The sequence below is a fragment of the Parahalioglobus pacificus genome, from assembly GCF_014652275.1.
Classification (GTDB): domain Bacteria; phylum Pseudomonadota; class Gammaproteobacteria; order Pseudomonadales; family Halieaceae; genus Parahalioglobus; species Parahalioglobus pacificus.
The window spans coordinates 68,884-91,867 of sequence record NZ_BMYM01000001.1 but is presented as its reverse complement, the minus strand read 5'-3'; the positions used below and the strand labels follow the sequence as shown (position 1 = coordinate 91,867).

Annotated in this window: 18 protein-coding genes; 11 read left to right on the top strand and 7 right to left on the bottom strand. The window is 55.7% G+C overall.

Annotation, left to right across the window (positions count from 1 at the left end):
* The first annotated feature begins 99 nt into the window (after positions 1-99).
* Positions 100-2,301, top strand: a complete 2,202-nt coding sequence (locus IE089_RS00385; RefSeq protein WP_189474145.1) for a TonB-dependent receptor — start codon at positions 100-102, stop codon at positions 2,299-2,301.
* Positions 2,302-2,388: 87 nt separating this feature from the next.
* Here IE089_RS00385 and IE089_RS00380 read toward each other — a convergent pair whose 3' ends face one another.
* Positions 2,389-3,513, bottom strand: coding sequence for a glutathione S-transferase family protein (locus IE089_RS00380; protein WP_189474143.1), 1,125 nt, complete (start codon positions 3,511-3,513; stop codon positions 2,389-2,391).
* A gap of 123 nt (positions 3,514-3,636) precedes the next feature.
* On the opposite strand from IE089_RS00380, the gene IE089_RS00375 reads away from it, so the two are divergent.
* The 3 genes from IE089_RS00375 (at position 3,637) to IE089_RS00365 (ending at position 7,864) form a co-directional block, all read left to right on the top strand.
* On the top strand, positions 3,637-4,707 hold the full coding sequence (locus IE089_RS00375) for an MBL fold metallo-hydrolase (protein ID WP_189474141.1): 1,071 nt from the start codon (positions 3,637-3,639) through the stop codon (positions 4,705-4,707).
* 250 nt (positions 4,708-4,957) lie between these two features.
* Entirely contained in the window at positions 4,958-6,664 is a 1,707-nt protein-coding gene (locus IE089_RS00370; RefSeq protein WP_189474139.1) for a WS/DGAT/MGAT family O-acyltransferase, read from the top strand.
* A 27-nt stretch (positions 6,665-6,691) separates the two neighbouring features.
* Positions 6,692-7,864 (top strand): glutathione S-transferase C-terminal domain-containing protein, encoded by a 1,173-nt coding sequence (locus tag IE089_RS00365; protein ID WP_189474137.1) that lies wholly within the window; start codon positions 6,692-6,694, stop codon positions 7,862-7,864.
* Positions 7,865-7,876: 12 nt separating this feature from the next.
* Here IE089_RS00365 and IE089_RS00360 read toward each other — a convergent pair whose 3' ends face one another.
* Entirely contained in the window at positions 7,877-8,872 is a 996-nt protein-coding gene (locus tag IE089_RS00360) for an NAD(P)H-dependent flavin oxidoreductase (RefSeq protein WP_189474135.1), read from the bottom strand.
* Positions 8,873-9,034: 162 nt separating this feature from the next.
* On the opposite strand from IE089_RS00360, the gene IE089_RS00355 reads away from it, so the two are divergent.
* Positions 9,035-9,952 (top strand): M14 family metallopeptidase, encoded by a 918-nt coding sequence (locus IE089_RS00355; protein ID WP_189474133.1) that lies wholly within the window; start codon positions 9,035-9,037, stop codon positions 9,950-9,952.
* A 76-nt stretch (positions 9,953-10,028) separates the two neighbouring features.
* Here the strand turns inward: IE089_RS00355 and IE089_RS00350 are convergent, their stop codons facing one another.
* Together IE089_RS00350 and IE089_RS00345 are read right to left on the bottom strand one after the other, a co-directional pair.
* A complete protein-coding gene (locus tag IE089_RS00350) occupies positions 10,029-10,520 on the bottom strand; it encodes a TIGR00645 family protein (protein ID WP_189474132.1) in 492 nt (163 codons plus the stop codon).
* A gap of 74 nt (positions 10,521-10,594) precedes the next feature.
* A complete protein-coding gene (locus IE089_RS00345; RefSeq protein WP_189474129.1) occupies positions 10,595-11,695 on the bottom strand; it encodes an NADPH-dependent curcumin/dihydrocurcumin reductase in 1,101 nt (366 codons plus the stop codon).
* Positions 11,696-11,881: 186 nt separating this feature from the next.
* Between IE089_RS00345 and IE089_RS00340 the strand changes: the two genes are divergently transcribed.
* Positions 11,882-12,178: a hypothetical protein gene (locus tag IE089_RS00340; RefSeq protein WP_189474127.1), complete on the top strand. Its 297-nt coding sequence runs from the start codon at positions 11,882-11,884 to the stop codon at positions 12,176-12,178.
* A gap of 70 nt (positions 12,179-12,248) precedes the next feature.
* Here IE089_RS00340 and IE089_RS00335 read toward each other — a convergent pair whose 3' ends face one another.
* The gene (locus IE089_RS00335; RefSeq protein WP_189474125.1) at positions 12,249-12,845 is read right to left on the bottom strand and encodes a cadmium resistance transporter; all 597 of its coding nucleotides are present in this window, start codon (positions 12,843-12,845) and stop codon (positions 12,249-12,251) included.
* A gap of 178 nt (positions 12,846-13,023) precedes the next feature.
* Between IE089_RS00335 and IE089_RS00330 the strand changes: the two genes are divergently transcribed.
* Both IE089_RS00330 and IE089_RS00325 read left to right on the top strand, forming a co-directional pair.
* Positions 13,024-14,484: an amidase gene (locus tag IE089_RS00330; protein WP_189474123.1), complete on the top strand. Its 1,461-nt coding sequence runs from the start codon at positions 13,024-13,026 to the stop codon at positions 14,482-14,484.
* A gap of 4 nt (positions 14,485-14,488) precedes the next feature.
* Positions 14,489-15,151, top strand: a complete 663-nt coding sequence (locus tag IE089_RS00325; protein WP_189474121.1) for an NUDIX hydrolase — start codon at positions 14,489-14,491, stop codon at positions 15,149-15,151.
* 28 nt (positions 15,152-15,179) lie between these two features.
* Here IE089_RS00325 and IE089_RS00320 read toward each other — a convergent pair whose 3' ends face one another.
* The gene (locus tag IE089_RS00320) at positions 15,180-16,526 is read right to left on the bottom strand and encodes a mechanosensitive ion channel family protein (protein WP_189474119.1); all 1,347 of its coding nucleotides are present in this window, start codon (positions 16,524-16,526) and stop codon (positions 15,180-15,182) included.
* Positions 16,527-16,720: 194 nt separating this feature from the next.
* Here IE089_RS00320 and IE089_RS00315 point away from each other — a divergent pair, with 194 nt between their 5' ends.
* On the top strand, positions 16,721-19,258 hold the full coding sequence (locus IE089_RS00315) for a TonB-dependent receptor (protein ID WP_189474117.1): 2,538 nt from the start codon (positions 16,721-16,723) through the stop codon (positions 19,256-19,258).
* A 130-nt stretch (positions 19,259-19,388) separates the two neighbouring features.
* Positions 19,389-20,063, top strand: a complete 675-nt coding sequence (locus tag IE089_RS00310) for a DNA-3-methyladenine glycosylase I (protein ID WP_189474115.1) — start codon at positions 19,389-19,391, stop codon at positions 20,061-20,063.
* A gap of 73 nt (positions 20,064-20,136) precedes the next feature.
* Here the strand turns inward: IE089_RS00310 and IE089_RS00305 are convergent, their stop codons facing one another.
* Positions 20,137-22,002 (bottom strand): TolC family outer membrane protein, encoded by a 1,866-nt coding sequence (locus tag IE089_RS00305; RefSeq protein ID WP_189474113.1) that lies wholly within the window; start codon positions 22,000-22,002, stop codon positions 20,137-20,139.
* A 317-nt stretch (positions 22,003-22,319) separates the two neighbouring features.
* On the opposite strand from IE089_RS00305, the gene IE089_RS00300 reads away from it, so the two are divergent.
* Positions 22,320-22,964: a transglutaminase-like cysteine peptidase gene (locus IE089_RS00300; RefSeq protein WP_229802506.1), complete on the top strand. Its 645-nt coding sequence runs from the start codon at positions 22,320-22,322 to the stop codon at positions 22,962-22,964.
* The last annotated feature ends 20 nt before the right edge of the window (positions 22,965-22,984 follow it).

The following is a 22,984-nucleotide window of genomic DNA, read 5'->3' as shown; positions in this document are numbered from 1 at the left end:
ATACCGGCGAGCTTGTCGTCTTTATTTTATTAGCATACTATATGCCATAATAAATAGACATAATAACTGCCATTTTATGGCTCTATATTGGAGATCACTATGCGCAAGATTAGACCCATGGTCGCCGCTATCGCCCTGGCCACCAGTTCGCAGGCCTTTTCGCAAGCCATGCTTGAGGAAGTTATCGTTACTGCCACCAAGCAAGCTGAAAGCTTGCAGGATGTGCCGGTTACCGTGACGGCTTTTACCGCAGACACTATCCAGGAGGCCGGCATTATCAACGCCGACGACCTCGCAGTGCTGACACCGGCGCTAAGCATTAATACCAACTTCAGTCCATTCAACGCACGCATGACCATTCGCGGCATTGGTACCGCGCAGAACGACCCGGCCCTTGAGCCCTCTGTAGGTTTGTTCGTAGACGGCGTGTTCTTTGGCCGCACCGGACTGGGTGCATCTGACCTGACTGATATTGAGCGGATCGAAGTTCTGCAGGGCCCACAGGGCACACTGTACGGCAAGAATACGAGTGCGGGCGCCATCAGCATCGTGACCAAGATGCCCAACCTCGAGGAGACCGAAGGCTATCTGGAGGCTGGTGTGGGTAACTACGGAATGGGCGAAGTCACCGCCGCCGTCTCCGGGCCTTTGAGCGACAACCTGGGCTACCGTATCTCTGGCAACATGCGCCAGCGCGACGGTTACTTTGATAATGCCGGCGGTGACGACCTCAACGATGCGGACGATTGGAACGTTCAGGGCAAGCTGCTGTGGGAAGCCACTGACCAGCTGAGTTTTTTGCTGAATGTCGCGCACGTAGAGCGAGACACCACCTGTTGTGGCGCGGACGCTATCCAAAGTGATGCCGTCAACAACCTTCTGGCTGACCGCGGCCTGCCCACCGATAAAAATGACCCCTTTGATTACGATGTGGCGGTAGACGTCGACAGCCAGTTCGATCTGGAGTCCGATCTGGTATCGATGACCATCAACTACGATGTCGACTGGGGCTCGATTACGTCGATTACCGCATGGAACGAATACGACTACTGCCAAAGCACAGACGTCGATCGCTCACAGCTGGATATCCTCTCCATCATCGATGAGAGGTATTCGGGTGACAGTATTTCGCAGGAATTCCGTCTTAATTCCGAACTCGGCGATAAAATGGAGTATCAATTAGGCCTGTTCTACCTCGATCAGACGACTGAACGCGGCGAAGGCAAGCCTTCCATCTTCGTCGGGGACGACTTCCTGGCTGTGGCGACACAGCAGGATCTGGACTTCCCGGTACCACTGCCGTTCCTGGTAGCCCCGGGTGATTTCACAGTCGCGGATAACGTATGGGATACCGAGACCATCGCCGTATTCGGCCAAGCCACCTGGCACATTGGTGACAGCTGGCACCTGACCGGTGGACTGCGCTGGACCGATGAGGAAAAAGAAGCCTCTCTTTTCACAGAAACCACCTCTACCGCAGCCTCAGCGGGTATTCTCGGCGTTTCACTGCTGGACAGCGTGGCAGCCCCGGTTGATGCCGACTTCGAGCGGAGCACGGACAACGTGGACTGGCTGCTGCGCCTGAGTCATGACATCGGCGACAGCACCATGGTCTTTGCCAGCGCCAGCACCGGCACCAAGTCGGGCGGCTTCAACGGCGTCAGCGGTGGACCCGATGGTCCTGAAGATCGCGAGTTCGACGATGAAGAAACCACCAACTATGAGCTGGGCATCAAGTCCACCGTGTTGGACAACCGATTGCGGATCAATGCGACGGCGTTTTACACCGTGGTTGAGGACTACCAGCAGCAGGAACAGAACCCTTCCGGTGCCGGTACCTTCGTAAGCAATGAAGCAGAAATCGAAGTCTCAGGCATCGATTTGGATATCGCCGCGCAACCACTGCCAAACCTGACGTTGACTGCCGGTCTGCTCTACATGCATGACTACGAGATCACAGAAGGCGTCAACGAAGGCCAGGATCTGGACTTCACCGCTGACCTCACAGCCAACCTAGGTGCGACAGTGGTATTCCCTCTGTCCAACGGTGGCATCTTTGCACGCGCCGACTACATGTACATGGATGACCACAAAAGCGGCGTATTCCCGGAGGATCGCGAGGTTGTTAATGGCCGCCTTGGCTGGCGCAATGACAACTGGAACATCTCGGTCTGGGGCAAAAACCTGACGGACGACGAGTACGTATCGCTGGGCGCTGAAACGTTTTCGTTTAGCGGCATGGATGCCTTCTTCCTGGCACCACCGCGAACCTACGGTGCAACTCTCCGTTACGACTTTTAAAGAACCAGTTTGGGAGCGGGTCTCGTGCCCGACATTTGCAACCCGCTGCGGGCAACCGCAGCGGATTTTTTATGGTTGCAGAAACACTCAGCCGTGGGCCTGCCAAGTCTCCTGGTTATCCTCGAATACGACCTTCCATGCGAGTCTGTGATCCATCAGGCCGCCAAGATCACAGCGGGTCATCAGAGCATCCAGTTCCGCCCTGTCCGTCTCGTCTGCCGCATCATAGATAGCATGACATTTCTGCAAACCATAGAACCGGTAGGGCTGGGCTGCACTGGTGATAGTTTGTTCCCGGACATCAAACGTACAAGTGCCGGCCATACGCGGTGCGTTGTCACCCGCCTTGGCGCCGTTTTCATCGATCCACCCGTTAATCGCCCCGGCGGAAGCTTGCGTCTCAGCCAAGAAGTCCTGCGCCAATACCCGCAGCACTGCACACAGAGTTTCAGGTATCTGGTCATCCTCAAGGAAGTCGTCACCGGCGTTATAAAACTCGGGGGCATCCTGGTCTGCGCGGTTCATCCGCTCTACCCAGCGGTAGACACTCACGGCGTTTTGTTGCATCAATCGGGCCGGATAAGGGTCTCTGCCCAAGTGCGCGTATAACGGCGCCAGCATGCCAAAGTCTCCTATGCTGGGCCGCCATCCGAACAGATAGGGCTGCTGCTCAAAGTGAGCGTTCAGCGCCGCCAGCAGTTCCATGTACAGCGCCTCCACCAGCGGTATTGATTCTTCGTTAACCCCCCAAATACGCGCCACCTGTTGCATACGGCCCATCATGTTGTCGGTTTTGTCATCCCGCGCCGGGTGATCTCGCTGCGAGTGGTAAAAGTGATAACGCTCAAAGTGCAAGTTATCGGCCTGAAAGTTCCAGCGAAAATGCATGGCCGGTCGCAGCAGTCCCTCGGGACCGATCACGTCGAACAAGGCGCTGAGAAAGCGCTGCTGCAATCCAGGAGGCTGGCAGGGATTGCCCGTGGCATCCTCAAAGTGCGCAATAATCTCTGCCCCGTCCCTGACAACCGCACCGTCTGGGGTTACCAGGGTAGGAATGGTGGGCACCTTTGCCTTTGGCAGCACCTCTGCCTTGAAGCTTTCGTGGCCAGTAGACCGCTCAACAAAGGGAATACCTTGCTTGATCAGGTAAGCGCGCGCACGGCCAGAAAACAAGGAGTGCGTAATTGCATACAGGGTGTGGGTTTGGTTCATCATTTAGTCCTTAATGCCGATGGCCGAGGCCTTATCATCTGGCATAGTATATGCCATAATTTTCGCAGCCGTGACGACTCCGAACTATTGTGGTCATAGCGATAATAAGAATCGGGGGAAAAAATGAAAAAACTGGGTATCTTGGTTGCAGTCATCGCGCTGGTAGGCGTGGGGGTCTACACCCAGCGCGGACCCATCCTGGGCGCCGTCATGGCCCGCGGCATTGTCGCGCAAATGAATCTAAACGCTATGGCAGACCTTGAAGATGGCTTGCACCTGGCACTCTGTGGCGCCGGTGGCCCAATGCCGGCACCGAAAGCATCCGGACCCTGCGTGGCCATTGTCGCAGGCGATCAGTTCTACATGGTAGATGCGGGTACAGACGGCGTGAGAAACCTCGGCCGCATGAATTACCCGGTCGGCCAATTGGATGGCGTATTCGTGACCCACTTTCACTCCGATCATATCGACGGCCTGGGCGAAACCGCCACACTGCGCTGGGCAGCCGGTGCGAACACCAGCCCCCTGCCGGTGTACGGCCCGACTGGTGTAGAGCGTGTGGTCAATGGTTTCAACGAAACCTACGCTCAGGACTTCGTCTACCGTCACGAACATCACGGTGACACCGTAGCTCCGACCTCCGGCGCAGGCATGGTTGCCTTCCCATTTGCCCTACCGGAGGTTGGAGTGCTGCACACCGTTGTGGACAAAGACGGTCTCAAAGTGGAGGCACTTCAGGTAGAGCACGACCCGGTGCGACCTGCCGTGGGCTATCGCTTTAGCTATAAAGGACGCTCAGTGCTGGTCACAGGCGACACGGACAAGTTCGACAACATCACTCACTTCGCCCAGGGCGTTGATATCCTGGTGCACGAAGCGCTAGCACCTAACCTTGTGAACATGATGAATGAGGGTGCTCGCAAGATCGGCAACCCCATCATGCAAAAGATCACCTACGATATTCTGGACTACCATGCCAGCCCGGTGGAAGCCGCTGAAACAGCCAGGGACGCGGGCGTGGGCCATCTGCTTTACTACCATATCGTTCCGCCCATGGTGTTACCGGGACAGGATGTACTGTTCCTGGACGGCGCACAGGATATTTTCCCTGATTACACCATCGGTCAAGACGGCGTACGCTTTAGCCTGCCGGCGGGCAGCGACGAGATTATCAAGCGACACGCTGGTCTATAGCCTTAGGCCTTCATCTGGGGCTGAAGGCTCTTATTCAGAGCTGAATGCTCTCAAAAGGGGTTGAAGGCTCTGTCCCGAATCCCCCACCCGGTTCGCTCCCCCGACTAAACCCGTCATCTCATGGATACGGATTGCGCCTCAGCCTCGCGCGCAACCCGAGATGCGCGCACAGTTGCACTCACAGCAACGAACTGCGATTCTGGCGGGCCGGCTTTTTGCCGGTGCCACTGCAGCCAGGACGATTGGGATCATGAAAAAGCTTTCCATGGTGGACAAAGGCTTTCTCATCGGCGAAAGCCGTGAGCAACCCATGCATGTGGGGGGGCTGAATCTGTACACGCTTCCCGAAGGTGCCGACGAACAGAGTTTTCTCGAAGGCCTTGCGCAGAACATGCGGGATGCTGAGGCTTTGCTGCCGCCGTTTGGTGATCGCCTGAAAACAGGCAGGTTGGGAACACTGGGCAACATATATTGGGAACCGGACCCGTCCATGGATATGGACTACCATATCCGCCACTCCGCTCTACCCAAACCTGGCCGCTACAGAGAACTCTTCAACCTGGTCTCCCGACTGCACGGCACCCTGCTGGAGCGCAGCCGCCCACTCTGGGAAATGCATCTGATCGAAGGCCTGCAAAACCGGCAGTTTGCGGTGTATACCAAAACACACCACGCCGCTATCGACGGCGCACGCTCTATCCATGTGTCACGCAATATGCTGTCACCAGACCCCAACCACGTGCGCACAGACTCGCCCCTGTCGCTTGCCTCCTGGGAAGCCTACAAAGCCAACCTGCGCGAGGGCAAGAAGCAACCCTACAGCGAATCCGAGCTGCGCACTGTAAACGACATTATTAAGTCCAGCTTTGGCAGCGGCGTGAATGCTATCAATGCCTTGCGGGAACTGGGACGCGCCTGGACAGACAGTTCCAGCGAATTGGCTGTGCCCCACCTGCACGTGCCACGAAGCCCCATCAACGGCAAAATCGACGGCGCACGTCGCTTCGTCGCCCAATCCTGGTCCTTCGATCGGATCAAGCGCGTGGCCGCGGCCTTCGACGGCACCTTTAACGATGCTGTGCTCGCCATGTGCTCCGGCGCTATGCGCAAGTACATGATGCTGCACAGCGAGCTGCCCGCCGACTCACTCAAGGCCATGGTGCCGGTTTCACTGCGTCAGGAGAGCGACCTGGACGCCGGGAACGCCATTGCGGCCATCAGTGCTGACCTGGCAACCGATATCGGCGACCCGGCAGCGCGCATTGCCGCTATTCAGGCGTCTGTTCGCGCGGGCAAAGATTACTTCCGCGGCATGAGCAATGCTGAAATTGAACTCTACAGCCTGGCGATGGCCTTCCCAACACTGGTATTGCTGCCGCTGGGACTGATTTCAAGGCTGCCCCCGTACAACCTGGCGATCTCCAATGTGCCCGGCATTCGCCAGCCCATGTACTGGAATGGCGCACGACTGGATGGCACCTACCCCCTGTCGATTGTGACCGACGGGATGGCACTGAACATCACCCTGGTCACCTACGATAAGAATGTCGACTTCGGCATCATCGCCTGCCGGCGGTCCATGCCGGCCATGCAGCGACTGATCGATTACATGGAAGACTCGCTGCAGGAACTGGAAGACGCGGCGGGTTTCGCTGTGAAAACGCCGAAGTCGGGTGCAAAGCCAAAAGTGGTCAAGAAGAAAGCAACCGCTCGCAAGCCCGTCGCCAAGGCCAAGCCAGCACCCAAGGCCAAACTCAAGCCTAAAACCAAGGCCAATGCAAAAACCAAGCGCAAAGCGGCCACGGGCACAGCCACCAAAAAGACCGCTGCCAGCAAGGCGGCATCATCGAAGCCGAAAACAAAGCCCAAGACAAAAAGAGCAAGCGTCAAGAAAGCGGCTCGTGCGAAGGTCAACAGGGCTAAACCCAAGGCCGTGAAGCCCAAGAACGCGAACTAAGCCTGACGACAGAGGTGCGGGCCAACGATGGATAATCCCCTGCTTTTCTGGGGCGTATGGGCATCGCCTTTCCAGCTAAAGCTCCAGGCACTGGCCGATGCGAACGGATTGCCCTGGCGACGCCTGCCGGCACAAGGCGGGCGGCTAGAGAACCTGGCGGCTTTAACACGCATTACCCTAGAAAGCCGTGGGGGCAACATCCCCCGTTTCCGCGGAATGGACCCGGCATTGGATGAGTACCCATCGGTGCCTTTCTATAGCTTCGATGGGCGCCGCTTCCTCTATGACTCTACCGACTTTGCCAGTCATCTGGATGCGTCCGGCGAGCACCCTCCCCTGGTGCCCGATACCCAAGCCGAGGCATTTATCTGTCGACTGATCGATGAGGCCTTCGATGAATTTGGACTTTACATGGTGCACCACAATCGCTGGGTGAATTCTGCGCGCACCAATACCATGGGAAAGATGACCGCGCAGGAATTCAGTGGCCTACTACCAGGGCCGATCAGAGAGCGAATGGCGAAGCGGCTCCCACGGCGACAAGTGCGCCGCTGCCCCTACCTGTTCAGTGTATCTCCGCGTGATTTTCAATGCGGCATGCCGCCAGAGTTAACACCACCGGCGCTGGATGGTTTCCCGCCTACCCATGAACTGCTGGATACGGCCTGGGAACGATGCCTGGCAGCACTGGAGGAAGTGCTAATCCAGCAGCCGTTCCTATTGGGCCAGCGCTTCACCCTGGCAGACGCCAGCGTTTACGGACAACTGGCAATGAACCTCGTCGATGGTGCCACCGCCGAGCGCCTGGCGGCATTGGCACCGCATACCTATGCCTGGCTGCAACAGATACAGGCGGGCGAGTACAAAAGCAGTGACAACAGCCCCGTAATCACCGGCGTCATTACACCGCTGATAGGATTTATCGCAGAAACATTTATCCCCTTAATGCAACAGAACCGGTCGGCCTACAAAGAACTTCATTCGGCGGGGCAAAGACTATTTAACGAAGCCGCCTTCGATGTCGGGGAAGCCCTGTACAACGGTGAACTGCTGGGCCATCCCTTTAAAGCTGTGGTGAAAACATTTCAGGTGCGGGTCTGGCGGGACCTGTGCGGAGCGTGGACACAGCTACCGGATAACGAGAAACGGGCGCTATGCGCCCGTTTCCCCGTACTCGATGACCCGCTTTTCAGCGCCTGAGCAACACTACAGTTAAGCGACACTCGCGCTGGCTGCGCTGCCTGCCAACATGCCGGCCAGCCGTGCCGAGATGATCTCTTCTGCATCGCGCATAACATTGCGCACCAGTTCTTCGCAGGTCGGGATGTCATTGATCAGACCGCCGCACATGCCCACGGTCACCATGCCAGCATCGATGTCACCCGTGCTCCAGGCTTTTTCCTGGTTGGCGCCGGAAACCAGATGATGGATTTCACCAAACTCCGCACCGCTCGCCTCCAAAGCGGCAACCTCATCGGCCACTGTATTCTTATAAACGCGCGCAGTGTTACGGAAGCTTCGGAAAATCAGGCGAGTCTGGTTCTCGTCCATCTCTACCACTTTCTGCTTGATGCCCTCGTGAATGGGCGCTTCCTGGGTCACCAGGAATCGGGTGCCCATGTTGATACCCTCGCATCCCAGCGACAATGCTGCAGCGAGACCACGGCCGTCTGCGATACCTCCGGAGGCCAAAACAGGAATGTCCAAAGCCTGCGTAGCGGCGGGAAACAGCACCAGTCCGCCCACGTCTTGCTCACCGGGGTGCCCCGCACATTCGAAACCATCGATGCTAACCACATCCACGCCGATGCGCTGTGCAGCCAGGGCATGGCGAACAGCCACGCACTTGTGAATCACCTTGATGCCGGCCGCTTTAAACCGCTCCATGAAGGGCTCGGGGCTACGACCCGCTGTTTCAACGATCTTGACGCCGGAGTTGATGATAGCGCTGACATAATCGTCATAGTTGATCTCACTGGCGACGACCCCTACCGTCAGGTTGACGCCGAAAGGCTTGTCGGTCTTTGAGCGACAGCGCTCAATCTCGGCTTCCAGCCCCTCTACCGTGGGCTGACTGAGCGCAGTCATGACACCCAGCGCACCCGCATTGGAGGCGGCTGCAGCAAGGTCGGCTGTGCCAACACGCATCATGCCTCCGCAGACAATGGGTGTTTCGATACCGAGTAGTTCCGTAATGCGAGTTTTCATGGCAACTGTTTCCCAGAGAGATTATCGAGTCAGCTCTCCACCTTACTAATGTGGCAGTTTGGGTGTCAATAGTTTGGCGCGCGATGAGAAAGCCCGGGTGCTAGCATTACCGCCTTGTTGAACAAAAGGCGCGGTGACCAGAGGCCACCCAGAGTACAGACGATGACCGAACACTACCCTATCGGCACTGCCGGACAGGCCTGGGGCGAACAAGAGCGAAAGACCTGGTTGGCCCAACAACAGATACAGCGTAGCTATCGCGATCTTGTGCTCGCTCGCCTGCTTGAGGGCATACCCGGCTTTGCCCGGCACCAGTACGGGTCACTCTCTGTTGATCCGGAACGCTACCCGCTGCTGGCGTTTACCTCGGAGGACTGGCGAGACGGTGCACCCTGCGCCCTGATCACAGGCGGCGTGCATGGCTACGAAACCAGCGGGGTTATGGGGGCTGTGCGCTTCCTGACTGAGCACGCCCAGCCGTATCTCTCGCGTATGAACCTGATTGTGGCGCCCTGCATTAGCCCTTGGGGATTTGAGACGGTCAATCGCTGGAATCCCGCAGCGATAGATCCCAATCGCTCGTTTTATGCGGACTCACCCGCTGAGGAGTCCGCCGCTCTGATGGCGTTCCTGGCGGATCTCAACCGGCAAGTTGATGGCCATATCGACCTGCACGAAACCACCGATACTGATGCCACGGAGTTTCGCCCTGCACTGGCGGCCCGTGACGGGAAGCCTTTACCCAGCTGGGAGGACATTCCTGATGGCTTCTATCTCGTGGGTGATGCCCGAAACCCGGAGCCGGCGTTTCAACGGCACATCATTCAGGCAGTAGAACAAGTCACCGCCATTGCGCCGCCAGATGCAAACGGCGACATCATCGGCGAGCCATTGGCGCAGCATGGCGTGATCAACTACGAGGTAGCCGCGCTCAGCCTTTGTGCAGGTGTGACGGGTGCGCCACTGAATACAACGACAGAAGTCTATCCGGACAGCCCCCGGGTCGATGCGGCGAACTGCATCCGGGCTCAGGTCACGGCGATACAGGCCGCGCTGGACTACCTGTTATCGTCGGGCTGAGTAAGCGGAGTGTAGCTTTCGCGCTGATCGGCAGAACCTTCGCCCAAGCCGTTAACGCAATGAGATGGGGTGCTTATCAGGACTTTCGGGTTACACGATCCAGATAGCCCATAAGGAACGCCGACACCACAAAGGTGAGGTGCAAGACGATGTACCAGAGAATCTTGTCGTTGGGTGTTGTCTTCACCTCCATAAACACCTGAAGCAGGTGAATGGAGGAGATCGCCACAATCGATGCGGCGACTTTGTTCTTCAGGTTGGAGGCGTCCATGGTACCCAGCCAGGCCAGGTCTTCGTCTTTTGCCGCCGCTTCGATACGAGATACGAAGTTCTCGTAGCCCGAAAACATCACCATCACCAACAAACCGCCGACCAGGGCAAGATCCACCAAGCTCAGTATAACCAGCACCAACTGGGCCTCTGATACCTCGAGGATAATGGGAAACACATGAACCAGCTCCTGGAAAAACTTAATCGCCAGCAGCAGTAGCGCCAGGCTCAGGCCCAGGTAAACAGGCGCAAGCAGCCAGCGCGCGGCATAAAGGGTGCGTTCAATCAGGGTTTCCACGAAACTGTCTCAATATTGGTGAGGGGAGCATTGTAGCGCCTGCCCGGTTGAATACCAGCGCAGGCGCAGACAGATCAGCTGGCGACTTTCACCACCAGCTTGCCAAAGTTGGCGCCCTGGAACAGGCCGAAGAACGCCTCGGGGGCATTTTCCAACCCATCCACCACGTCTTCGCGATACTTGATCTTACCCTGTGCCAACCAGGTGCCCACATCGCGCACAAAATCGCCGGAACGATCCAAATGGTCACCGATAATGAAGCCCTGCATCTTCCAGCGATTAACCAGAATCTGACTCTGCAGCACGCTCATGCGGTCAGGCCCCGGGGGCAGTTCCGTCTGATTGTAATGGGCGATCAGTCCACAGACGGGAATCCGGGCAAAGGTGTTCAACAGCGGCATAACCGCCTCCCATGAACTGCCACCGACATTCTCGAAGTACACATCGATACCATCGGGGCACTGTGCCGCGAGTTGTTCCGCCATATCATCATCGTAGTGTGAGACGCAGGCGTCATAACCCAACTCCTCTACGGCGTAGCGACACTTCTCCTGGGCACCTGCAATGCCCACAACGCGACACCCCTTCAACTTGGCGATCTGACCCACGACCGAGCCCACGGCACCCGTCGACGCCGCCAGCACCACAGTTTCACCGGGTTTAGGCTCACCGATATCCAGCAGCCCCACATAGGCCGTCAAGCCGGGCATACCCAGCACACCCAAGGCATAAGAAAGAGGCTTGATGCGCGCATCCAGTTTGCTAAGGGTTGCCCCTGGCAGCGCGGCGTATTCTTGCCAGCCCGAGAATGCCGACACCAGATCGCCTGGGGCAAAATCACTGTGTTTGGATGCCACAACGCGTCCAACGGTGCCCCCCACCATTACCTCGCCAATACCCACGCTGTCTGCGTAGCTGTCGGCAGCGCTCATACGCCCGCGCATGTAGGGGTCCAGAGACAGATACAGCGTCTGCACCAGTACCTGACCATCCTGCGGCTCCGGAACGGGCGCCTCCTCCAGCCGAAAGTTATCCATCTGGGGTTTTCCGGCTGGGCGTGATGCCAGCACCCAGCGACGATTCAGTTCCGGGCTGGCGGCGAGTACGCCGGGGGTCGCAGCGGCGCCCATCATCGCTAGGGCAGACAGGTTGAATTCACGGCGAGTTGTAGTCATTCGTAGTACTCCATCGGGACAAGACGCCCGCAAGTGTAGAACAGCACTGCACAGAATGCCTGCCAAGAGCGCATTATCGATGGCGCTTGGCGCCATGCATTTGGCGCGCCCTGCCATGTGGGGAAAGTGCGTGTCTCCGTACTATGCACACATAGACAAACGCCAACAGCGGTAGGGAGATGAAGCATGATGAAGCGATTCAGAAAAAAGCTGCGTATGGCTGGCCTCGAAGACAGTCTGCGCCACGAGCTCAACTTGTCCAGCGGTGCCAGCGAGTGGCTGTGCCGCCTTGCACAGGACTGCGGTCGTCAGCACGGGCTCGACATATTATCCGTACGCGCAGATGTGTTGACCGATACCGTATTTTGGCAGTTGGAGCGCAGTGGCCATCAGGACCTGCTGAATCGACTGGCCGCCGATAACGAGCGCTTCTCCCACCGTTTGGAGTTCTACCGGGACTCACGGACCAGCGCCGCAGCGTAAACCGAAAAAACCCGCTCCCCTGGGTACCCACCGGTGCAGGCCGCACCGGTGGGTTTTTTCGCTTAGGGATTCACAGCAACGAGTCTGTCGCGGTATCGGACAGTACATACAGCCCCACCGCTATCATGATCCAGGGCAGCAGGCGCATGCCATAGCGCTCTGCGCGTGCCGACAGGCCAGGCAAGGTTGCCAACCGCAGGGCCAGAAATGAAAAAGCCACTGCAGCGGTCATCACGGCAATCGCCAAAAGCGGCAGAAAATCCCGTCGTGTTTCCGCTGCTAGCGGCAGTAGCAGCGCCAGCGAGTCACCGCTGTTGGCCAGCAACAGTGCGCCAGTACTGAAGGTCATTCCCCAGCCAGCTGCGCCGTCCACCCTATGGCTCGGCGCCGACGGGGTAGCGCCACTCAACAGATACCAGAGACCCAAGCTCAGTGGCAGCAGGCCTACGTAGCCCATAAGGCCGGCGTTGACAATATTTCGAATGTAAAGACTCAGTGACAGTATCGCGAGCAATGCCAGGGCGCTGAGCCAAACACCGAGTAGCACGCGCAGTCTGCGCGCTGCGCCAGTGCCCAGAAGGACGACAGTTAGAACAAGGTTATCGAGACTGGTCGACAGGTAGCTCACCATGCCCAGTATAAATACACCGCCACCCTCTACGCTCAACAGAGACGTCTCCTGTGTCAACGATTGCAAGACTTTAACCCTCTCTCGCTGCGGGCCATAAGGAGCAGCGACATTGCAGACACTACTTCACTGTCTATCGCCTGTCACACCCCAGGGCGCTGCAGCACCCCACTGCTTGGAGTATGATTCGCTGCTACTCACAGATGGGGAGAGCTCGGTGACACCACTTTACAAAAGCGCTTTTGCGCTTGCCAGGGAGATTCGATCTGGCCAGCGCAGTGCCGAGGAAACCCTGGAATTTTTCCTGCACCGGATTCGGACGCACAACCCATCACTGAATGTGGTTGTGGCGCTTGATGAAGACGGGGCGCGGGAGCGTGCACAGGCTGCTGATGTCGCCGCACAACGCGGTGAAGATTGGGGGCCACTGCACGGCGTTCCTGTGACGATCAAGGACGCCTTTTGCACTTCAGGGCTGATCACCGTTGGCGGCATTCCCGACTGCGCTAATCACATACCGCGGAGCAACGCGATCGCCGTACAGCGCTATGTCGACGCGGGGGCGATTGTGTTTGGTAAAACCAACGTGCCCTTTATGAGCGCGGACCTCCAAAGTTTTAATGAGGTGTACGGGATCAGCAATAACCCGTGGAATACCGCGCGCACCTGCGGGGGCTCTTCGGGAGGCGCGGCGGCGGCCATCGCTGCCGGTCTAACCCCGCTTGAGATTGGTAGCGATATTGGTGGCTCTATCAGAACACCCAGCCACTTCAACGGCGTTTACGGGCACAAAAGCAGTTACGGTCTGGTGTCACAACGCGGTCATCTACCTCCCGGGGAGCACACTTTGTCAGAATCCGATTTGTCGGTGGTGGGCCCCATCGGCCACTGTGTCGATGACATCGAGCAAGCACTGGAGTTGATGAAGGGTGCAGCACCCGAAGATTCACGCGCCTGGGACGCGCAATTATCCGAAGCAAGTTTCACTGCGTCGGAACAACTGCGCGTTGCCATCTGGGCAGACGACGAATTCTGTCCGGTCGATCATGATATTCGCGCCGCCATTGAGGCCGCGGGCAACACACTGGCCGACTTGGGGGCTCACGTAGACTTCGCCGCCAGGCCAGACTTTGATCCCGAGCATAACCATCACAACTACACACAATTGTTGTCGGCTGCGGTGGGTGCAGGAATGCCCCAAGCCGTGCGCGACGCCGCTGCCGCTGCGGTGACAGCCGCTGATGCGGATGATATGAGTGAACCCCTGCTGCAGATGCGTGGCGTGGCATTGCGCCATGCAGACTGGCTGCGCCAGCACGAGCGCCGCCTGCGTACTCGACGAGCCTGGGATCAATTCTTTGAGGCTTATGATGTGGTGATATGTCCCTGCGCTCACGTGACTGCCTTTGCCCACGATCACACACCAGACATGCACAACCGCCGACTGACCGTAAACGGTGAAGAGCGGCGGTATACCGACATCCTGCGCTGGTCGGGCTTAACCCTCAATGCCTATCTTCCCGCCACTGCAGTGCCGGTGGGGCTGTCCAGCGAGGGCTTACCCATTGGCGCCCAGATCGCCGCTCCTTATCTAGGTGACAAAACCTGCTTGGCCGTCGCCAGATTATTGGAAACCCACCACCGCGCCTTCTTGCCACCGCCGGGCTACGCGGAGTAAGGCGATGTCAGAGAAACACGCCTATCTGAGACCGCGGGATGCGGCCACACTCATCATCCTGCGTGAAGAACGCGAGGTCTTGCTCGGTATGCGCAGCTCACACCACGTGTTCATGCCACAGCGTTATGTCTTTCCCGGTGGCAGGGTGGATGCGGGCGATGCCCGAGTGCCATCCCCGATCACGCTCAGGCCCCAGGTCGAGGATAAGCTCGCCCGGTCTGTATCGCCGGCTCGGGCGCGGGCCCTGGCAATGGCCGCTGTGCGAGAAACCTTCGAAGAAACCGGTCTGATTCTCGGAAAACCCAGTTCAGAGGCTATAAGAACCCGCTCGGAAGGCTGGGCACCGTTTTACAACACGGGCTTTGTGCCTGACCTTGCCAGGCTGGATTACTTCGCCCGTGCTATCACGCCCCCGAACCGGGTGCGCCGCTTTGATGCACGCTTTTTTACTGTGGACTCCAAGTATCTTCACGGCGAACTGCGTGGTAACGGCGAGCTGGAAGATTTACGTTGGGTGAACCTCGATGACGTGCACCAATACCCGCTGGCTTCCATCACGGAGCTGGTGCTTGAAGTGTTGCGCCAAAAGCTGCGCGGTGAAGACCCCAATTATGAGGCCACACCACTTTTCAAGGCGCTACGCGGCAAAGAACTTATTGAACACTGACGGACGGCCTATACGATCCTCGTCTGCTTCAGCCCGCCGGCTCTTTCGCATCATCGCCCTCCGTCGGCTCGGGTCGTTCAATCACCGGCGCAACAGTTGACGCATTGCCATCACGCATTGCACGAAATGCCGGCGAGGTGATCTCCACGTTATGCCCGTGAAACTCGTCCAAAATGTTGGCATGTAGGTTAGAGTAAATTCTTGGAAGCTCCTCAGGCTTGCGGGTCCAGCCATTGAGTTCATAGCTTACGTAGTTATCATCCAGCGACGTCTGCAGAACGAATGGTTCAGGGTGACTTCCCACATGTTCAGTTTTTCCAGCAGCGGCTATCAACAAATCGTTCACTGTTTGCCATGGCACATCATAACCAATCGTAATCGTGGTGTGGACGAGTAGCCCTGACTGACCCATATTCTTGCTGTAATTTATAACGTTATTACTAAGAACCATCGAATTTGGGATCGAGACAATCACGTTCTTAAGCGTTTGAATGCGGGTAACGAAAGTGCTCCGCTCAACAATGCGCCCTCTCACTTCGGCCACTTCAACCTGATCGCCCACCTGAAAGGCTCTGGTGTAAGTTATAACAACTCCGGCTACGACGTTCGCGACCGCCGTTGTCGAGCCCAGTGATACTAGTACGCCTATGAAGATCGAAATACCCTGAAATGCAGGAGAGCTTGAACCGGGCAAGTAAGGGAAGATGATGACCGCTGTTAGCATAAAGATCATCAGCTTAATGAGACTGAAGCTAGTCTCAGCCCACTCTGGATAGAAATTATGGATATGAATACGGCGTGTTCGAATTCCCTCAAAAACTAAACCTATCAGATGCACCAAGTAGCGCATCACCACCAGAATAACGAGGATTGTGAAAAGGTTGGGGAGATAACCGACTAGACCAAGCCAAAGGTAATTTAGAACGCCGACCACCGTGACGATCATGCTAACGGCTATCGATAGCGTCCAGGGTGAAATCATTAAAACCCCAATCAACGCCACCAAACTGAAGATTGCGGTGATGCCCCAATTGATGGCCCGCCAAAGGGAGCACCACAAGTTCTTCATGTCCTCGCTGGACACCAAGTCCTGAGCCTGCCAACGTAGCGGTTTGAACTTACTGGGTATGAGAGATTCGAGATGCCTGACACGGCGTCCGATTAGCAAGCGCGTGACCACCAGTGATATCAGTGAAACAGCAATCACTGATCCGGCTATCATCAGTCTTGCGAGTGGCTCCTCTCCATCAAGCTGATGGAAAAATCCAAGCAACGCAGATATATCTTCAGCCCGGTCAGCAGTGACATCAGCCAGACTGACACTGCTGTCTGTTCCTGCACCAGAATTCCCACCACCTGCCGGCGATTGTTGCATTATCGTTCCAGGTTCTACTCGTTACTATCCTCATCAGAATAGCACGCTGTGGAAGCCTGCGCTGTGGGAGTCAGCCAATCCGCCTGAAATACGGAGGGTGTTACTCTGCACGCCAATGAACTACCATGCACAAAGCTAGGAAATAACCTCTACGCCTGGCCAGCATAACTATAAAAGAAACTCGAGGAATGAAGATGTCAATGTTTCACCGGAAAGCTCCCCTGGTGGCCGCTATTGCGTTAGCCACCGCCAGTCCAGTCATTCATGCTCAACAGCTCGAAGAAGTCATCGTAACTGCGCAAAAACGCGCAGAAAGTCTGCAGGACGTTCCTATTTCTGTATCAGCGATTCAAGGCGATAAGATTCAGGATGCTAACATCCCCAATATGGCTGCTCTTGCAGACTACGTGCCTAATTTGCACATAGCAGATGCGCCCGTTAATACCAATATTTACATGCGCGGTGTCGGCTCTGGCAACAACAGGGGCTTCGAGCAATCAGTCGGTATGTACATCGATGGGGTCTACATGGGCCGCGGTCGTCAGTACCGAGCAGGCTTCGTCGATGTTGAGCGAATTGAAGTTTTACGCGGACCGCAGGGGACCCTGTTCGGTCGGAATACTGTTGCGGGTGCAGTGAATATAACCACAGCCTCGACCAACGCTGGCGAAGACTTCAATGGAGAAATTGCTGCCTCTTTTGAGGAAAACGGCGGCCAGATTTTTGAGGGCTATGTAGGGGGCAGCATTGGCGAATCTGTCGGTGCAAGGCTCGCTTTCCGCTCGCGAGAGACCGATGGATACGTTGATAATGTATTTACGGGAGACACCGACGGAGCGATCGATGAGTTAAGTTACCGCTTAACGTTGACTTGGGCGCCGAGTGACGTCCTTGATTTCAACTTCAAGTACAGCAACTCTGATTATGAGCGCATAGGCGCAGCCTCAGGTACAAGCTCGTATCTCACACTCGCAGAGCGTACCGAACTCGTACCAAACGCTTCTGCCTTCGCAAGCACCGCATATGCCATCATGGATACGTTCTTCCCGGATTTCGGTGAACGTGCAGGAGATGACTTTACTGTCTACAAGGATAATGGGTTTGGTAAGTCCGAAGCGGATGGTATTGGAATTGGCATCAACCCGGACAGCAGTGACAACGACATCGACAATGCCGTATTAACAGCAAACTGGGACGTGGGCGACGTTACTTTAACTTCCGTAACGGGTTACTCGGCTTATACATACGTTGACGGTGCAGATGTCGACTGGCTGCCAATTCAGTTCATTTCGCGTGATGATGATCAGGACTTCGAACAATGGAGTCAGGAAATCAGGATCACTTCTCCCGGCGGCGAATTCTTTGATTATGTGGCGGGCTTTTACTACGACACAAGTGATCTAGAGTTTGACAGCCGCGTTATGATTGACACGAATTTCGATGGGCTGTTCCCTGAGTTCTTATCTTTGGTCACACCTGGCAACCCTCCACCAGAAGTGTTGCCTCAGAACCTGTTAGCAGCCGACCCGAGTTTGGGTGGCCTTTACGGCCCCAACCAACTTGGACGTGACCATTTTTATTCTCTGGACTCCGAGTCTTACGCCTTATTCGCTCAGGGTACGTTCAATCTCAGTGACACTCTTCGACTGACTCTGGGAGTCAGGTATACGGAGGAAGAGAAAGAAGTCGTCAGCACGCAGTTCTTGAGCGACAGCATCAGTGGCATCGGTGTACCCAGCGACAGCTTCTTCCTCGCTGCAACTCAAGCCGCGAGCTTCAACGCCTACGCATATGACTATAAAGATGATCGCAGCACCGACGCGCTTACTCCTTCCGCAATTGTGCAGTGGGATATGACTGACGACAGCATGCTTTACGTCAGTTTCTCTCAAGGTTTCAAAAGCGGCGGCTTCACTGCGGCCGACGATGGTGAACCCGGCGATCTAGTGCAGGGAACTTTTCCATGCGCCCCTAACCCCGACTTCAGCTTCAATATAGAGGATTGTTACGACCCTACGAATCCAAATGAAGACTTTGAGTTTGACGATGAAGAGGTCGATGCTTTCGAGATTGGCGGAAAACACACGTTGCTAGACGGTGGAATGACACTGAACTGGGCTGTGTTCTACACAGAGTACTCAGATCTACAAACAGCGATCTTTAAAGGCATTGGTTTTTCGGTCAAAAATGCTGCGAACTCCGAAATCTACGGCATCGAGGTTGATACGCTTTGGCAAGCCACTGACAACCTTCGCATCGGCGCTAATTTTGCTTACCTAGACGCCACCTATGATGATTTTAGAGATGGCCCGTGTAACGCCTTCCAACTGGATGCTGACCGCCTATGTGGTACCCCCAACGGCGTCTCTTTCAATGACTTATCTGGCGAACCCACTTTGTACGCATCTGATTACAGCGCGGCTGCCTTTGCGGATTATGTGCTTCCCATTACCAATGATATGGAATTTTTCCTCAGCGGTGACGTTAACTACCGTGATGAATTCAATTCGGCGGGAGACAACGATCCTTTGGATGTGATTGATGCCTATACCAAGGTGAATCTGCGTCTAGGTATCCGAGGAGATAGCTGGGAACTTATGGCTTACGGACGCAATATCTTCGACGAAGCCGCGTTACAGCAGGGCTACGACACCCCCATCTTAGCCGGTTCTCACTCTAACTATCAGGATGAGGGTCAGGTCTGGGGCGCCAGACTGAAGTACATCTTCTGATTAACAGTTCAGACTGGAAACCCGCGCCCCGGCGCGGGTTTTTTTTGTCCGCAGTTACGGGTTAGTGTTGCACATGCGGTGCAGGCCAGCAGTCTGCGTCCTCAATGACAGCAATAGACGATAGATATGCATGGACAGATTCGACAATATTCTAGCGCGTGCCGAACAGCGACATGGCGGCAGTAAGGCTTTGGCAGCGTCAATGCCGTCGTTCAAAAGTCAGCGAGCGCTCTCCAAGACTCAGAACGACCGCTGGTTAGCAGAAATGACGCGATGCGTATTCCAGGCGGGATTCGTTTATCGTGTGATCAACCACAAATGGGATGACTTTGAAGACGTGTTCTTTGGATTTCCACCGGACCGTATTCTGATGCTGTCCCCGGATCAAATCGACAAGATCGCCAAGAATCCTCGTATTGTTAGAAATCGACAGAAAGTCCTCACCGTTCAGAATAACGCACAATATATCCAGTCTGTAAGCAAAGATTTCGGCAGCTTTGGCAGGTTCGTCAGCCGTTGGCCAGAAAGCGACTTAATTGGCTTGTTTAAGCACATGAAACGTAACGGTGCTCGCTTGGGCGGAATGACGGGACAACGCTTACTGAGAACGATGGGCAAAGACACGTTTATCGTGACGGGCGATGTGATTCGTTGTTTGCGTTTGGCAAACGTCGACATCACGATGTCGCCTAACACACAGCGCGAGCAAAAACTCATTCAGGCAGCCTTCAACCGGTGGCATGCAGACAGCGGGCTACCTTACAGTCACCTAAGCCGTATCGCTGCAATGTCCGTCGACGACTAACGTTTATTCAAACGTCTTTGTCAAAAAAAAGGGCGGCCTCAGGCCGCCCTCTGTGCATAGGCGCTTTGTGCTTCTATCCGTCGTCGCGGATGTACATTTCCACGCGGCGGTTCTCTTCACGGCCCTCTCGCGTGGCGTTGTCGGCGCGCGGCTGAGTCTGTCCGTAACCCACAGACTTTAACTGCGCTTCCGGAACACCGTATTTGTCAACCAACATACTCTTAACAGCGTTCGCACGCCTGTCTGACAACCACATGTTGTATTCCGCCGTTCCAGTGCTATCGGTGTGTCCCTCAACCACAGCTTGAACGCCGGGATTCGCGCGCATCGCCTCTGCAATACGCGCTATCTCCTCGTCGAAGGCGCTTCTTATTACAGAAGAATTCAGCTCGAACAAAACATTGAGATCAACGCCAACAATGTTTTCACCCGCCTCACGATAGCGAGTGCTGCCAGCTGCGAGAGCACCAACAGCACCCGTTGCTGCTACAGCGCCAGTGCCACTATCGTCTCCGTAAAGCTCGGCAAAGAGGCTTTCCTTATCAATGTACATCTCAGCAGTCGGCTCTGGTGGGCATAGCGCTTCGCCGTTGGGGTCGTCGCCACGATCATACTCTAGCCCTAACTCCTCGATTTTATCTTGGTTAAACCCATCCACACTCATCGCCTGCGTTAGGATACCAATATTGGCCAATGTTCGAGCCTGGGCGGACATGAGGTTTGTGCGTGCCGTCATTGCGGCGCGCTGTGCATCGAAGTACTCATTTTGTGAGTCCAAGAGATCGAGTAACGTGCGCTGGCCGAGATCGAACTGGTCGTTATAGGCACGACGGGTTTTATCCTGCGACAACAGTTGATTATTAAGGAAGATAACCTGGTCTTCCAAAGCCTGAATATCGTTGAAGGCGATCATGGTATTCTGGCGAACATTGATACACGCCTGCTTCCGCTCTTCTATCGCTGCATTGTAGAGGTTATAGAACTCACGCTTTCGCGCGCTGTCGGCCCCGCCGCGGAACAGATTGTAGTTCAGTACCAGCTCGATCGCTTCGATATCAAAACGTCCGTCGATGCCATCGGTGTCGTGCTCCACCTCATTGCGATAACGCAAATCAAGTCGCGGCATGAAGGGAGCGTTTGTACGATTCAGTTGTGATTGCGCCGAACGTAGGTTTTCAATGGCCGCATCAATCTCTGGGCTTTTATCATAAGCCATCAGAAGCGCCGCTTCTCGCATTTCGGGTATCATCCCAACTGGCACCGTTGGAATCGTTAGCGCGTCTGCAGGCGCTTGGCCCACAACCCGCTGAAAGCGGGCCGAAACGTCATGCAAATTGGTGAGTTCAGTCAAAAGATTTGACTCTGCCAGAGCGATACGCGCGGCCGCCTGCTCCAGGTCAACACCTTGACTGACACCACCGCCGGTGCGCTCTGCGATTTTGTCGTAAACCTGCCGGTGGACAATGTAATTTTCTTTCGCGTACTCAACCAGCTGCTGGAATCGAGCCGTATCAAGATACGCCTCAGCGGCCTCCAAGGCAGCCTCTTGAGAGGCACCTTGCAACTGGTAGTACTGCGAGAGCCGATCAAAACCAAGTGCCTGCACTTGATCTCGGGTCTCAAAGCCATCGAACAGCATCTGCGTGACGCTAAGTCTGACTGCATCGCGAGAGTAATCACCGAAGTCGATCAGCGGTGTCTCCCGTTCCTCCCGGCCGTAATCAGCAAACACGTCAACGCTAGGTAGGTAACCGCCCTGCGCGGCTCGACGCGCTTCGCTGGTCGCCATAAGGTTGTACCACGCGGCATTCACTCGCGGGCTATAAACAACAGCCTCTTTAACCGCCTCTTCAAACGAAGCGATTTGAGCGGATGAATGTATTGATATCGCAGAAGCGACGGTGAATAGAGCGCCTACAACGCCAAATTTTAGCTTCATTGTGAAATTCCCTTTCTTGATACTGAACACGCCACTCCTGCGGCGTGTGATTACAACAGCCGAGAGCATTCCGCCTCTAGGCTGGCTGAGTATAGACCAAACTAGTCGCCCGCGATAATTTTGACGCACCGTGTGTGTAAAATAATTACACTCTCCTTTGGGCAAATAAAAATCTGCGCACATTGGACTTGTAGACTAAACTCCCTCAGCAATTCACTCTTTATTGACTGTCGATAATGTCCGTGTACAAAGGAATGACCGGAAACAGCCTCGCAGACCTTTTCCGATCACGCCAAACGATCGGGCGCGCGCTATGCATGCCGCTTCTTGCTGTAGCGTTGGCTACGGTGTGTGCACTTGCCGTCACCGATCTTGACAAGATGCAATCGGTGGCAGCGCAGCGATATGGTCAAGACGCAGCCAATACCGTTGCCGAGTGGCGCAACACCATCACACAGGCAAAGGACCTAAGCGACTCGGAAAAAATCGTACTCATCAACGATTTTTTTAATACACGTATCCGATTCATGGAGGATCCGCAGGCGTGGGGAGAAAAGGACTACTGGGCCACACCGCTTGAAGTGATGGCATTCCGAAAAGGCGACTGCGAGGATTTCAGCATCGCCAAGTACACGACCCTGCTGTTGGCCGGTGTGGATATGAGCAAGCTTCGCATTACTTACGTCAAGGCGAAGATCGGTGGCGCCTACAGTAAAGTTCATGCTGCACACATGGTCCTCGCGTACTACCCAACACCCAACGCTGATCCGCAAATTCTCGACAACCTGGTGATGCGCATACAACCCGCGTCTTTGAGACCAGATCTTACCCCGGTGTTCGGATTTAACAGTAACGGTCTCTGGGTAGGGGGCGCCGCTACACCGGCGACCAAAGATCCCGGGGCCAAATTATCGCGTTGGCGTGACCTACTTGCACGCGCGTCTGCCGAAGGACTCGGATAAACGCTTCACGGAGAAATAGC

Coding starts and splice junctions, on each gene's coding strand:
- IE089_RS00385 (WP_189474145.1), top strand. CDS start 100: ATGCGCAAGATTAGACCCATGGTCGCCGCTATCGCCCTGGCCACCAGT.
- IE089_RS00380 (WP_189474143.1), bottom strand. CDS start 3,513: ATGAACCAAACCCACACCCTGTATGCAATTACGCACTCCTTGTTTTCT.
- IE089_RS00375 (WP_189474141.1), top strand. CDS start 3,637: ATGAAAAAACTGGGTATCTTGGTTGCAGTCATCGCGCTGGTAGGCGTG.
- IE089_RS00370 (WP_189474139.1), top strand. CDS start 4,958: ATGAAAAAGCTTTCCATGGTGGACAAAGGCTTTCTCATCGGCGAAAGC.
- IE089_RS00365 (WP_189474137.1), top strand. CDS start 6,692: ATGGATAATCCCCTGCTTTTCTGGGGCGTATGGGCATCGCCTTTCCAG.
- IE089_RS00360 (WP_189474135.1), bottom strand. CDS start 8,872: ATGAAAACTCGCATTACGGAACTACTCGGTATCGAAACACCCATTGTC.
- IE089_RS00355 (WP_189474133.1), top strand. CDS start 9,035: ATGACCGAACACTACCCTATCGGCACTGCCGGACAGGCCTGGGGCGAA.
- IE089_RS00345 (WP_189474129.1), bottom strand. CDS start 11,695: ATGACTACAACTCGCCGTGAATTCAACCTGTCTGCCCTAGCGATGATG.
- IE089_RS00340 (WP_189474127.1), top strand. CDS start 11,882: ATGATGAAGCGATTCAGAAAAAAGCTGCGTATGGCTGGCCTCGAAGAC.
- IE089_RS00325 (WP_189474121.1), top strand. CDS start 14,489: ATGTCAGAGAAACACGCCTATCTGAGACCGCGGGATGCGGCCACACTC.
- IE089_RS00320 (WP_189474119.1), bottom strand. CDS start 16,526: ATGCAACAATCGCCGGCAGGTGGTGGGAATTCTGGTGCAGGAACAGAC.
- IE089_RS00315 (WP_189474117.1), top strand. CDS start 16,721: ATGTCAATGTTTCACCGGAAAGCTCCCCTGGTGGCCGCTATTGCGTTA.
- IE089_RS00310 (WP_189474115.1), top strand. CDS start 19,389: ATGGACAGATTCGACAATATTCTAGCGCGTGCCGAACAGCGACATGGC.
- IE089_RS00305 (WP_189474113.1), bottom strand. CDS start 22,002: ATGAAGCTAAAATTTGGCGTTGTAGGCGCTCTATTCACCGTCGCTTCT.
- IE089_RS00300 (WP_229802506.1), top strand. CDS start 22,320: ATGCCGCTTCTTGCTGTAGCGTTGGCTACGGTGTGTGCACTTGCCGTC.